This window comes from Mycobacterium sp., assembly GCF_049683355.1.
Taxonomy (GTDB): Bacteria; Actinomycetota; Actinomycetes; order Mycobacteriales; family Mycobacteriaceae; genus Mycobacterium.
Window position 1 is genome coordinate 1 of the sequence record NZ_JBAUJB010000178.1, and the last position, 11,907, is coordinate 11,907.

At 68.3% G+C, this 11,907-nt stretch carries 13 protein-coding genes; 5 read left to right on the plus strand and 8 right to left on the minus strand.

All coding sequences use genetic code 11. From position 1 onward, the window contains the following. Positions 1-1,513 (plus strand): Hsp70 family protein (locus tag WA944_RS10795; protein WP_526646901.1); only part of this gene is annotated, 1,513 nt, incomplete at its 5' end. On the opposite strand, the gene pcp is transcribed toward WA944_RS10795, so the two are convergent. From pcp to WA944_RS10825, 6 genes are all read right to left on the minus strand, one after another. After that, positions 1,510-2,178, minus strand: coding sequence for a pyroglutamyl-peptidase I (pcp, locus tag WA944_RS10800; protein ID WP_526372098.1), 669 nt, complete (start codon positions 2,176-2,178; stop codon positions 1,510-1,512). The genes WA944_RS10795 and pcp overlap by 4 nt on opposite strands. Positions 2,179-2,186: 8 nt before the next feature. Continuing rightward, positions 2,187-2,666, minus strand: a complete 480-nt coding sequence (locus tag WA944_RS10805) for a hypothetical protein (RefSeq protein WP_526372100.1) — start codon at positions 2,664-2,666, stop codon at positions 2,187-2,189. A 27-nt stretch (positions 2,667-2,693) separates the two neighbouring features. Then, positions 2,694-3,146, minus strand: a complete 453-nt coding sequence (locus WA944_RS10810; RefSeq protein WP_526372102.1) for a hypothetical protein — start codon at positions 3,144-3,146, stop codon at positions 2,694-2,696. A gap of 40 nt (positions 3,147-3,186) precedes the next feature. Then, positions 3,187-4,119 carry an LLM class F420-dependent oxidoreductase gene (locus WA944_RS10815; RefSeq protein ID WP_526609154.1) on the minus strand — a complete coding sequence of 311 codons (933 nt, stop codon included), beginning with the start codon at positions 4,117-4,119 and terminating at the stop codon, positions 3,187-3,189. A 25-nt stretch (positions 4,120-4,144) separates the two neighbouring features. Next, positions 4,145-4,768 carry a TIGR03085 family metal-binding protein gene (locus WA944_RS10820; RefSeq protein ID WP_526372106.1) on the minus strand — a complete coding sequence of 208 codons (624 nt, stop codon included), beginning with the start codon at positions 4,766-4,768 and terminating at the stop codon, positions 4,145-4,147. A 142-nt stretch (positions 4,769-4,910) separates the two neighbouring features. Further along, complete coding sequence (locus WA944_RS10825) at positions 4,911-5,456, minus strand: hypothetical protein (RefSeq protein WP_526372108.1); 546 nt, start codon at positions 5,454-5,456, stop codon at positions 4,911-4,913. A 299-nt stretch (positions 5,457-5,755) separates the two neighbouring features. Here WA944_RS10825 and dnaK point away from each other — a divergent pair, with 299 nt between their 5' ends. Genes dnaK through WA944_RS10845 form a run of 4 tightly spaced genes read left to right on the plus strand, consistent with a single transcriptional unit; the run spans position 5,756 to position 9,854 of the window. Then, positions 5,756-7,615: a molecular chaperone DnaK gene (dnaK, locus tag WA944_RS10830; protein ID WP_526372110.1), complete on the plus strand. Its 1,860-nt coding sequence runs from the start codon at positions 5,756-5,758 to the stop codon at positions 7,613-7,615. Next, positions 7,612-8,247 carry a nucleotide exchange factor GrpE gene (grpE, locus tag WA944_RS10835; protein ID WP_526646903.1) on the plus strand — a complete coding sequence of 212 codons (636 nt, stop codon included), beginning with the start codon at positions 7,612-7,614 and terminating at the stop codon, positions 8,245-8,247. Before dnaK ends, grpE begins: the two co-directional genes overlap by 4 nt. 45 nt (positions 8,248-8,292) lie before the next feature. Beyond that, a complete protein-coding gene (gene dnaJ / locus WA944_RS10840; protein ID WP_526372113.1) occupies positions 8,293-9,492 on the plus strand; it encodes a molecular chaperone DnaJ in 1,200 nt (399 codons plus the stop codon). Further along, positions 9,489-9,854 (plus strand): heat shock protein transcriptional repressor HspR, encoded by a 366-nt coding sequence (locus WA944_RS10845; protein WP_163887886.1) that lies wholly within the window; start codon positions 9,489-9,491, stop codon positions 9,852-9,854. The genes dnaJ and WA944_RS10845 overlap by 4 nt, the downstream gene beginning before the upstream one ends. Positions 9,855-9,867: 13 nt before the next feature. Here WA944_RS10845 and WA944_RS10850 read toward each other — a convergent pair whose 3' ends face one another. After that, positions 9,868-10,770, minus strand: a complete 903-nt coding sequence (locus WA944_RS10850; protein ID WP_526372115.1) for an aldose 1-epimerase — start codon at positions 10,768-10,770, stop codon at positions 9,868-9,870. Positions 10,771-10,794: 24 nt separating this feature from the next. After that, positions 10,795-11,907: FAD-binding oxidoreductase (locus WA944_RS10855; RefSeq protein WP_526646905.1), on the minus strand; the 1,113-nt coding region annotated here is incomplete at its 5' end.

The following is an 11,907-nucleotide window of genomic DNA, read 5'->3' on the forward strand; positions in this document are numbered from 1 at the left end:
GGACGTGGCGGCAGTCGCGGTGCCCGCGCACTGGCCGGAGCAGGCGGTGGCGGCGCTGCGCGCCCGCGTTCCGCATCTGAGGGTGGTGTCCGACGCGGTCGCGGCGCTCACCGCGCTGCAGACCGACCCCGGGCTGCCGACCCGCGGTGTGGTGGCCCTGTGCGACTTCGGCGCCACGGGCAGCAGCATCACGCTTGCCGACGCCGGCAACGGCTTCGCCCCGATCGGGCAGACCGTGCGTCACGACGACTTCTCCGGTGACCTTCTCGATCAGGCCTTGCTGGGCCGCGTGCTCGCCGACCTGGAGGTTGACCCGGCAGGCACGTCGGCGGTCGAGTCGCTGACCGACCTGCGCGAGCAGTGCCGCGCCGCGAAGGAACGGCTGACCGGGGAGACCGCCACCGTGCTGGACGGTGCCGGGGCGAGGATCCGGCTGACTCGAGCCGAACTCGAGGCGGTGATGCGGACCCCGCTCGACGGGTTCATGCAGGTGCTGCTCGACACGCTGCAACGCAACCGGATCGCTGTCACCCAGCTCGCAGCGATCGCCACAGTCGGCGGTGGTGCCCGCATCCCGCTTGTCACCCAACGGCTTTCGGAGGCTCTTCGGCTTCCGGTGACCACCACGCCATACGCGCAGGCAGCGGCCGCGGCCGGGGCGGAGCTGCTGGCCCTGCGCAGCACCGAACACGAGGCGCGCGCCTCGCTGGTCTCGGCCTCCGGATTGGATGAGACGGTGGCGGCTGCAGCGGTCCCGCTCGCGTGGTCTGCCGAGACCACCGACCTCGGCGCGACCGAGGTCGTGCAACCCGTCTACGAGGCGGCCGACGCACGCCCCGACGTCCACTTCGACCCCCGAGGTGTCGATGTTCCGGAGTTCGACCCGCTGCCCTGGTACCGGCGGCCCGGCGTGCTGTTCGCCGGTGCGGCACGTCTGGCTGCGGTGGCGGTGACGGGTCTGCTTGTGACAACGCAGACCGGTCAGGCCGACACGTCCCCGGCCGGCGCCTCCGGGATCGCCACACCTGTCGCGACGCAGCCGCTGCCGGCGACTGCTCCGGAGACCGCGCTGCCGGCTCTGCCGCCGATGACCGAGACGGCGGTCGCGAACGGTCCCGCACCGCGTGTCGTGCAGGTTTCGCCGCAGGCTCCGCCACCCCCGCGGCGGGTCGTCGCCAAGCAGGCGGCACCGCCGGTCGCTCCTCCACCTGCGGCCCCCGCGCCGACGGCGGAGCCGACACCGACACCGACACCTTCGCCGACACCGACACCTTCGCCGACCCCGACACCTTCGGCCACACCGGAGCCAACGCCGACGCCTTCGGCTACTCCGGAGCCAACGCCGACACCGACGCCGACACCGGAACCGACGCCCTCTCCGACACCGGAGCCGACGGGCACGTCCGAGCCCCAGCAGACGCCACCACCTGAGCCCGAAACGTCAGCCGTCCCCGAGGCGGTCGCCGATGCCGAATGCGCGCCTGACTCGGCTTCCGGCTGCCAGGCCGGCTAGATCTGCAGCCGGGACGGGAACGGGTCGGTGATGTCTTCGGTGTGTGTCACCGCCGCCTCGATCGCGGCCGAAATCCCCGCCGCTGCCGTGTCCACCGACATGCTGGGAGCGCCCAGGTTGCGGTCGAGCGCGGCGACCTCGGGCAGATGGGGCAGGTGCAGCCAGCCCGCCCGGATCGGCAGCTCGTGCCGGGCGATGTGGTGCAGCATTCCGTACAGCAGGTGGTTACACACGAATGTGCCGGCGGCGTCGGACAAGTCGGCGGGAATGCCAGCTCGGCGCATCGCGATCACCATCGCGCGGTTGGGCGTGGTGGCCCAGTAGGCGACGGGACCGTCGGGGGCGGTGGGTTGCCCGTTCAGTACTTCTCCGGCGGTGTCGGCGACCCCGTAGCGTGCGCAGTCGTTGAGGTTCTGCGCCAGTCGTTCAACCGTGATCATGGAACGCCCGCCGAACTCCCCGAGCATGATCAACAGCTCAGGTCCCACTTCGTCGACTGCCTGCACGGTTGCCGCGACGGACTCGAAATATGCTCCGGGCACGATCCGCGCCACCACCGATGCCCCGGCGACGCCCTCGCCGTCAACGGCCTCCGCGGCCAGCTGCGCGGGATCGGTGGGGGTATCGGCATACGGCCCGAAACCGGTGACAAGCACCTTCGACACGGCTGGACTCAGGGTTCTGCAGGCGGTGGGGGAGGCTCCGTCACCGTCTCGGTTTCGGTCTGGGTGACGGTGCTGGTGCTGGTGCTCGTGGTGACCGACGTTGTCGGTGTCGTCGTCGTCGTTGTTGTCGTGGTGGTCGTCGGCTCGGTGGTGGTCGGGACGGCCTCGGTGGTCGTCGTCGGGGTCGCGGTCTCGGTGACCGTCGCCGGGGGCACCACGGCCGGGGCGGGGGTCGACGTCACCGGGGTGAGGGATGTCGTCGTGGTCGTCTCGGACGTCGAGTCGCCGGTGATGGCCTTGGCCAGCCCGTAGACGATCAGAGCGACGAGCACCGCGCCGATGGCGCCGAACGCGACCAAGGCCACCGGCTTGCGGTACCACGGCGGACCCTCCGGCGGCGGCTCGTCGTAGGAGCCGTAGTCGCTGAGCTGGGTCGGCTCCTCGTCCGAGTAGTTGTTCGGGTCGTCAGGAGATCCGTAGCGCGCCACGAATCCCGATAGTAGGCGGGATGGCCGCTACGGAGCCGGGTTCAGCGTGCGTGTCACGTTGGTTCGCGGTCGGTTGCGGGTGGTGCTGGAGGTGGAATCGTCGTCCGCGTCGTCCTCGCGTGTCCTGGGGGGCCGGTAGTTCGGGTTCCGGCCAGGCGATTCCGAGGTGTCCGCGGTGCTCGTCGGCGCCAGGTCGGGATTGATGTCGGTCGTGATCGGCGGACTCGTGCTGGTGATGGTCCCGGTCGTGGTGCGCGTCGGGGACCGGGATTCGGTGGCCGAGGTCGGTGAGTCGATGTAATTGACGGGTGCTTGCTGCGGTTCGTTGAACTGGCGGGTGCCCCAGCTGATCGCGACGGCCAGCAGGGCGATCGCGGCCACGCCCGCCACGCTGGCTCCGAGCAAGGTGGAGGTGCGGTTGTGCCACGGAACGGGCGGCGCCTCCCCGTGGGCGTCTTCGTCTCGATCCCGGCTGCTCACGGCCACCGATAGTAGCCGCGGACGCCGGGCAGATGCTGGGTCAGCGGAGCTGGGGAATCACCCTCTCGGCGAAGAACGCCACGTGGTCGAGGTCCGACATGTCCAGGACCTGCAGGTAGATCCGCTGAACGCCGGCCTCGATGAAGGGGCCCAACTTGTCGACGATCTCCGAAGGGGTCCCGACTGCAGGCGAGTTCTCGCGAAGTTCGTCGACCTCGCGGCCGATCGCCGCTGCGCGCCGGGAGACGTCGTCGTCGTCGCGGCCCGCGCACACCACGAACGCCGCGGAGTAGGTCAGCGAGTCCTTTTCCCGCCCCTGCTTCTCGACGGCCGCCTCCACCCGGGCGTACTGCGTGGTCAGCGTCTCCAGCGGGACGAACGGGATGTTGAACTCGGCGGCGTATTTCGCCGCCAGCGCGGGGGTCCGTTTGGCGCCACCGCCGCCGATGATGATCGGCGGATGCGGCGATTGGGCGGGTTTGGGCAGCGCGGGGGATTCCGCGACGCTGTAGTGCGTCCCGGTGTAGTCGAAGGTCTCGCCGACGGGGGTGGTCCATAGTCCGGTGAGGATCTCGAGCTGCTCGGTCAGCCTGTCGAATCGCTCGCCCAGCGGCGGGAAAGGGATCGCGTAGGCCCGGTGTTCGGCCTCGAACCAGCCGGCGCCGATGCCGAACTCGACACGTCCGTTCGACATCTCGTCGACCTGGGCCACCGAGATGGCCAGCGGTCCGGGGTGGCGGAACGTCGCCGAGGTCACCATGGTGCCGAGCCGGATCGAGGTGGTCTCCCGCGCGAGGCCGGCCAGCGTCACCCACGAGTCGGTCGGACCCGGCAGCCCGTCGCCGGCCATCGCGACATAGTGGTCGGACCGGAAGAACGCCGAATAACCCGTGCTCTCCGCGATCCGGGCTACCGCGAGCTGGTCGGCGTAGCTGGCTCCCTGCTGAGGTTCGACGAAGATTCTGAAATCCACTGCATCCACGATTTTCAGCCTATGCTCACAGCCCGCCGCGGGACTGCTTCACCCGCTCGACCAGGTCGGCTGGTCCGTCGATCGTGACCCGGGCCTCGTCGCGGCCTGCGGCGAACAGCAGCAGCTCGCCGGGTTCCCCGGTGACGGTGAGCTGCTGGCCCTGCCCCGTGGTGGCGAGCGTCTCACCCTGCGGGGTGCGGAGCACGACCTTGGCCGGCGCCTTGCGCAGCGTCATCCGCGACATCATCGCCACCGGCCTGCGCAGCGCCGCGACGGTCTTGTCGTCGAGCGCCCTGGGTTCCCAGTCCGGACGGGCGCGCCGGACGTCCTCGTGGTGGATGAACATCTCGGCCACGTTCGCGATCGGATCCAGCAGCTTGAACGGCGAATACAGCGGCGGTCCCTCGGCGACCTGATCTACCAGCACATCCCAGTCCGTGGAGGCCGCCAGCTGCCCCTGGACCCGCTCGGTGTAGCCGGCGAACGCGGGGATCAGGATCCCCGGCGCCGCATCCAACCGGCGCTCGCGGACCACCAGGTGTGCGGCGAGATCGCGGGCGTCCCAGCCCTCGCACAAGGTGGACGCGTCCGGCGGAACTTTCCGGAACGTCGCAACAAGGGCGGCCCGTTCCTGCTGTGCCACGGTCATGTCAGTGGTTGCCCTTCCGTCGTGTCCCCTGCAGTTTCCCACCTCATGGTCGGTCAGCCGTCGCGGATGCTCATCCGGTGTGCTGTTCCACGACGAGGCAGCCGTCAAACGTCGCCGCCGATGACCGGTAAGTGACAGCGGGTCAGAAACCGTCGACGCCTCCGACGCTGACGACCATGCCGCGTCCGGTGCTGTCGTTGGTGAAGCGGGTGCCGTCCACGCTGGCCTCGATGGTCCAGCCCACCGCCGAATAGGTGCGGTAGTCCAGGGTTTCTGCAGGGATGGCCCCCAGATTGCCCAGCACCCAACTGATCTGCCCGTCGGCGGTGAGGCGCACCCCGTTCGCAGGTGTGCCCTCGATCTCGGGTGCATCGGTGAACGCTGCCTCGCAGCCCACTTCCTGCTCGTTGAGTTGGCACCGGGTCTTGCCGGTCTTGGTCTGGATGAACACGTAGCCGTTGCGGGGTTGCAGCACCTCCCCGCCGGAGGGTCGCGGCGCGGTCGGGATCGGGCGCGGATCGGTTGTGGACGGCGGCGCCGCGGTCGGGCGGCTCGGCCTCGGCGTGGGAAATTCGGGCTCGGCGAACGAGTCCTGTTGCCGGGTGGCGGTGCCCTCGACGCTGGACTGGCAGCCGGCGAGCAGGGCGGCGCAGGCAAGCACGCTTGCGATCACCAGCCGCGTCTTCATTCCGGCCAGCGTACCCAGCCTGTGGTGCGAGTGACGGAAGTGACGCGCGGGTGGCAGGGCAGCCGCGAGTGTGAAGCCAGGGCTGTGATGTCGGTGCAGATCGCGACCAGGAACGCTATTTCACGGAAGCCGGGGTCTGTCGGGAACAAATCGCCGCGGCACCCCGTTAGCCATATCGATAGTTGAGTGAATCAGACTCAAGTCTGAGTTGACACCGCGGTGGCAACAGGTGCAGTCTTGAGCGCGGTGCACTCACACATCTGAGGACCAACTAAACGTCTATTCAGGAGGCAGCAATTATGGCTCGTGCGGTCGGTATCGACCTCGGGACCACCAACTCCGTCGTCGCAGTGCTTGAAGGTGGCGACCCAGTCGTCGTCGCCAACTCCGAGGGTTCCCGGACCACCCCTTCGGTCGTCGCGTTTGCGCGCAACGGCGAGGTGCTGGTCGGTCAGCCCGCCAAGAACCAGGCGGTGACCAACGTCGACCGGACCATCCGGTCGGTCAAGCGGGAGATCGGCACGGAATGGTCCGTGGAGATCGATGGCAAGAACTACACACCACAGGAGATCAGCGCGCGCATCCTGCAGAAGCTCAAGCGCGACGCCGAGAGCTACCTCGGTGAAGACATCGCCGACGCCGTCATCACGGTGCCCGCCTACTTCAACGACGCCCAGCGCCAGGCCACGAAGGAAGCCGGCCAGATCGCCGGGCTGAACGTGCTGCGCATCGTCAACGAGCCGACCGCGGCCGCGCTGGCCTACGGCCTGGACAAGGGCGAGAAGGAACAGACCATCCTGGTCTTCGACCTCGGCGGTGGCACCTTCGACGTGTCCCTGCTCGAGATCGGTGAGGGTGTGGTCGAGGTGCGCGCCACCTCCGGTGACAACCACCTCGGTGGCGACGACTGGGACGACCGGATCGTCGAATGGCTCGTCGACAAGTTCAAGGGCACCAGTGGCATCGACCTGACCAAGGACAAGATGGCGATGCAGCGGCTGCGTGAAGCCGCCGAGAAGGCGAAGATCGAGCTGAGCTCGGGTCAGTCCACTTCGATCAACCTGCCCTACATCACGGTCGACGCGGACAAGAACCCGCTGTTCCTCGACGAGCAGCTGACCCGCTCGGAGTTCCAGCGCATCACCCAGGATCTGCTCGATCGCACCCGCAAGCCGTTCCAGCAGGTCATCAAGGATGCCGGAATCGCCGTCGGTGACATCGACCACGTGGTCCTCGTCGGTGGTTCGACGCGTATGCCCGCGGTCTCCGAGCTGGTCAAGGAGATGACCGGCGGCCAGGAGCCCAACAAGGGAGTCAACCCGGACGAGGTCGTCGCCGTTGGTGCAGCCCTTCAGGCCGGTGTGCTCAAGGGTGAGGTGAAAGACGTTCTGCTGCTTGACGTCACGCCGCTGTCTCTCGGTATCGAGACCAAGGGCGGTGTGATGACCAAGCTGATCGAGCGCAACACCACGATCCCGACCAAACGGTCGGAGACGTTCACCACGGCCGACGACAATCAGCCGTCGGTGCAGATCCAGGTGTTCCAGGGTGAACGTGAGATCGCCTCGCACAACAAGCTGCTCGGCTCCTTCGAGCTGACCGGTATCCCGCCGGCCCCCCGCGGCGTGCCGCAGATCGAGGTCACCTTCGACATCGACGCCAACGGCATCGTGCACGTCACCGCCAAGGACAAGGGCACCGGCAAGGAGAACACGATCCGCATCCAGGAGGGCTCAGGCCTGTCCCAGGAGGAGATCGACCGGATGATCAAGGACGCCGAAGCGCACGCCGAGGAGGACCGCACGCGTCGCGAAGAGGCCGACGTCCGCAACCAGGCCGAATCGCTGGTGTACCAGACGGAGAAGTTCGTCAAGGAGCAGCGAGAAGCCGAGGGAGGCTCAAAGGTCCCCGAGGACACGCTGACCAAGGTCGACGGCGCGATCGCCGAGGCCAAGTCGGCGCTGGGCGGTACTGACATCGGCGCGATCAAGTCCGCGATGGAGAAGCTGGGTGAGGAGAGCCAGGCTCTGGGCCAGGCGATCTATGAGGCCACCCAGGCCGAGCAGGCTGCAGGTGGAGGTGACGCCGCCGGGGCCGAGGGTTCCAACGACGACGTCGTCGACGCCGAGGTTGTTGAGGACGATCAGGAGCGCAAGTGAGTGACGACCGCGACCGTTCCGCCGAACAGGAACCGATCACCGTCACCGACAAGCGGCGCATAGATCCGGAAACGGGTCAGGTGCGGGACACCGCTGCCGCCGGGCCGGCCCCCAGTGGGGGGCCGGCGCCGGACGAGTTCGCGGGCGAATCCGTCGAGGAAGCCGGCAAGGCGGCCGAGTTGCTCAACGATCTGCAACGCGTGCAAGCGGATTTCGCGAACTACCGCAAGCGGGCACTGCGTGATCAGCAGTTGATCTCCGACCGGGCCAAGGCCTCGGTGATCACCGAGCTGTTGCCGGTGCTCGACGACCTGGACCGGGCCCGCAGCCACGGTGACCTGGAATCCGGACCGCTGCGCTCTGTTGCCGACAAGCTCTCGACAGCGCTTGAGGCGCTTGGCCTTTCAGGATTCGGGAGCGAGGGTGACGAGTTCGATCCCGCGTTGCACGAAGCCGTTCAGCACGAAGGCGAGGGCACCCATCCGGTCGTCGGGACCGTCATGCGGCGTGGCTACAAGGTCGGTGACCAAGTGGTCCGCCATGCGATGGTGGGCGTCGTGGACACCGTGCCCGACGCGACGGAGGCTGACGGTAATGCCGACGTGAGCGCGGAACAGCCCTCAGAATCATAAGAGTTGACCATCTACAACAACGAGCGGGAGAGGAGGTGACCCGATATGGCCCAGCGAGAGTGGGTTGAGAAGGACTTCTACAAGGAGCTCGGCGTCACCTCTGATGCCGACGAGAAGGAGATCAAGCGGGCCGCCCGCAAGATTCTCTCGGAGAACCACCCCGACCGGAACCCCGGCAACGCCGCGGCCGAAGAGCGGTACAAAGCCGCCTCGGAAGCCAAGGAAGTCCTGACGGATCCGGCGAAGCGCAAGGAGTACGACGAAACCCGCCGGCTGTTCGCAGGCGGCGGGTTCGGTCGGGGCCGCTTCGGTGGTGGCGGTGGTGGCGGTGGCGGAGGATTCGGCGGCTTCGGTGCCGGCGGGGACGGCCAGGAGTTCAACCTGAACGACCTGTTCGACGCTGCCGGTCAAACCGGCGGCGCGAACATCGGGGACCTGTTCGGTGGGCTTTTCGGGCGGGGTGCTCAGCAACCGCGCCCGTCGCGTCCGCGCCGGGGCAACGACCTCGAGACCGAGACCGAGCTCAGCTTCCTGGAGGCCACCAAGGGTGTCGCGATGCCACTTCGGCTGACCAGCCCGGCGCCGTGCACGAACTGCCACGGCAGCGGCGCACGTCCGGGAACCAGCCCGAAGGTCTGCCCGAACTGCAACGGTGCGGGCGTCATCAGCCGCAATCAGGGGGCGTTCGGCTTCTCCGAGCCGTGCACCGAATGTCGTGGCAGCGGGTCGATCATCGAGAACCCCTGCGACGAGTGCAAGGGAACGGGCGTGACCACCCGCACCCGCACCATCAACGTGCGGATCCCTCCCGGTGTCGAGGACGGTCAGCGTATCCGGCTGGCCGGACAGGGCGAAGCCGGACTTCGGGGAGCGCCGTCGGGTGACCTGTACGTGACCGTACATGTCAGGCCGGACAAGGTGTTCGGACGCAATGGCGACGACCTGACCGTGACGCTCCCGGTGAGCTTTCACGAATTGGCCTTGGGCACAACGCTTTCAGTTCCGACGCTGGAAGGCAAGGTCGGGGTGCGGGTGCCGAAGGGGACATCCGACGGCCGCATCCTGCGGGTCCGCGGGCGTGGCGTGCCCAAGCGTGCCGGCGGCCACGGCGATCTGCTGGTCACCGTCAAGGTGGCGGTGCCACCGAACCTCGAGGGTGAAGCCGCCGAGGCCCTCGAGGCATACGCCAAAGCCGAGCGCGCCGCTGGGTTCGACCCCCGGGCGGGTTGGGCCGGTGCACAATGAGTGCCGGCCGCAGGGAGGAAGCCAGGACGTTTCTGATCTCGGTGGCTGCCGAACTTGCCGGCATGCACGCGCAGACACTGCGTACCTACGACCGGCTCGGTCTGGTCAGCCCCCAGCGCAGTTCGGGTGGCGGACGGCGTTATTCGGAACGTGACGTGGATCTGCTCCGCGAGGTGCAGCGGCTGTCGCAGGACGAGGGCGTGAACCTGGCGGGGATCAAGCGGATCATCGAGCTGACCAATCAGGTAGAGGCGCTGCAGGCGCGGGTCCGCGAACTGAGCGCCGAGGTCGAGCACCTGCGGGCTCAGCCGCGAGCCAAGAGCACCGCGCTGGTGGTGTGGCAGCCACGCCACCAGCGCTGACCATCCGGCGGAACTAGTCGACCTTGATGCGGAACTGGGCCGTCGCGGATTCGCCGGGCTGCACCTCGTGATAGCCGCCGCGGCGCAGCGCGTCTGTGGGGGCGGCCATCGGCTCGAAGCACACGACGTCGTCGTCGCCGGGTGCGAACACCTGCGCGGCGGTGAAACCTTCATCGAAGTGCACCTCGATGCGCCGGTCGCCACCTGAGAGGGCGAACACCGATCCGGGCGCGACTTCGTCGTAGCCGTCGTCGATGAACCTGTCACCCAACAACTCCGAGGCCGCCGGGCGATCCTCGATCCGGCCCGTAGGAATTCCCCACGCGTTCACCGGCTGGTACCGCATGGCAGGTGTCTCGATGTTCCAGTTCACCCGCGGCACACCCGGCAACTGCAGGTACGGATGGAAGCCGAAGCACATCGGCACCCGCGATCCGGTGGTCGCGCTGACCGTGGTCTTCACCGTCAGTGTCCGGTCGAGCAGGGTGATGTCCAACGTCAGCAGGTGCGGGAACGGGAACGTCGCCAGCAGCGCGGGCCGCGCGGCGAAATCCAGTTCGGCGGTCAACTGGGACTCCAGCATCGTGGTGACGTTCCAGTCCGGGTACGCGGCCAATGTCCCGTGGATCGGCACTCCGTGCTGGTCGGTACGCACGCCGCCGGTGCCGGGGGTCAGCGTCACGACCGCACCGTCGACGCCGTAACCATTGCTGCTCAGCCGGTTCGCCCACGGATAGAGGATCGGGATCCCCATGGTCTTGTGGTTGGACACATAGGCCTGTAGCCCGCGGCGCTGGCCCAGCAGTTCGGCGCCCCCGTCCGACAGCGACGTGGCGACCATGCCTGCGGCGGGGACGTAGGTGGCGGTCAGCGCGGACGAGGGATCGCGCAGCGTGACGGTTTCAAACTCGGCCATGGCAGTCGATCCTGCCACGTGGGCTCAGCTTGCCAGCGGGTCATGGCGGATTTGTTCGGCAGGTGCGCCTTTGGCGATCAGTGCCGCCTTGGTGGCCTGCACCATCTCGGGCTTGCCGCACAGCAGGATCTGGCGGTCACTCCAGCTGCCGTACCGCGTCACGACCTCGGGCAGGGCGCCGGTCTGCCGCACGTGCAGGCCGCGCGGCGGCGTCGCGTCGGGGTAGTCGGCGGCCCACGGAGGATCAACACTGAGCTCGGAGACCGGCGTCACCGACAGCCATGGGTTCGTCGAGGCGATCTCCCAGAGGGTGCGCAGGTCGTAGAGCTCGCACGGGTACCGCGCCCCGAAGAACAGGTGGACGCGCGGGTTCTCCCCGAACCTGGTCAGATCCATGATCAGGGCGCGCAGCGGCGCCAGGCCGGTCGAACCCGCGACCATCAGGACGTCGCCGGCCTCGCGGTCGACCTGCATCGCGCCGTGCGGGTTGGACAGTCGCCACCGGTCGCCGGGGCGGGCCTCGCCGACGATCGTCGGGCTCACCATCCCGCCGGGCACCGAGCGGATGTGGAACTCGACGTACCCGGCCGGGTCGGGGGGGATCGACGGACTCAGGTAACGCCACCGCCGCGGCCACTGTGGGACCTGGACCGGGACGTACTGGCCGGGCAGATAGTTCAGCGCGTGGTCCATCTTCAGCCGGACGATCGAGACGTCGCGGGTGGGCCGCAGGTGCTCGAGCACCGTGCCGTCACTGAACGGGGGGCTGGTCTCGGCGTCCGCCGCACCGCTCATCACTCCGATGACCAACTCCACGACATCGTTGACCGCCTCGTTGAGGCGGCGGTCCCACCGGTCGGCCAGCTGTGCGCGCAGGACTGTGAGCATTGCCTGCTGCAGCGACGCGTAATGCGCTTGGGTGACACCGTACTTGCGGTGGTCGCGGCCGAGCTGGGCGAGGAAGGCCACCGGCTCCTCGGCACGCTGGGCGATGAGCTGGTCGCACAGCCAGCACAGGGCCTGGGCGAAGACCTGGCGCTGCTTCTCCATGTCCGGCGGGAACAGGTCCCGGGCGGCCAGGTCGGCGCCGAACCATCGGGTGTGGATCTCGCGGATCAGCGGCTCGGACCCGAGATC

Coding starts and splice junctions, on each gene's coding strand:
- WA944_RS10845 (WP_163887886.1), top strand. CDS start 9,489: ATGAGTGCCGGCCGCAGGGAGGAAGCCAGGACGTTTCTGATCTCGGTG.
- WA944_RS10820 (WP_526372106.1), bottom strand. CDS start 4,768: ATGACCGTGGCACAGCAGGAACGGGCCGCCCTTGTTGCGACGTTCCGG.
- WA944_RS10825 (WP_526372108.1), bottom strand. CDS start 5,456: ATGAAGACGCGGCTGGTGATCGCAAGCGTGCTTGCCTGCGCCGCCCTG.
- dnaJ (WP_526372113.1), top strand. CDS start 8,293: ATGGCCCAGCGAGAGTGGGTTGAGAAGGACTTCTACAAGGAGCTCGGC.
- WA944_RS10850 (WP_526372115.1), bottom strand. CDS start 10,770: ATGGCCGAGTTTGAAACCGTCACGCTGCGCGATCCCTCGTCCGCGCTG.
- dnaK (WP_526372110.1), top strand. CDS start 5,756: ATGGCTCGTGCGGTCGGTATCGACCTCGGGACCACCAACTCCGTCGTC.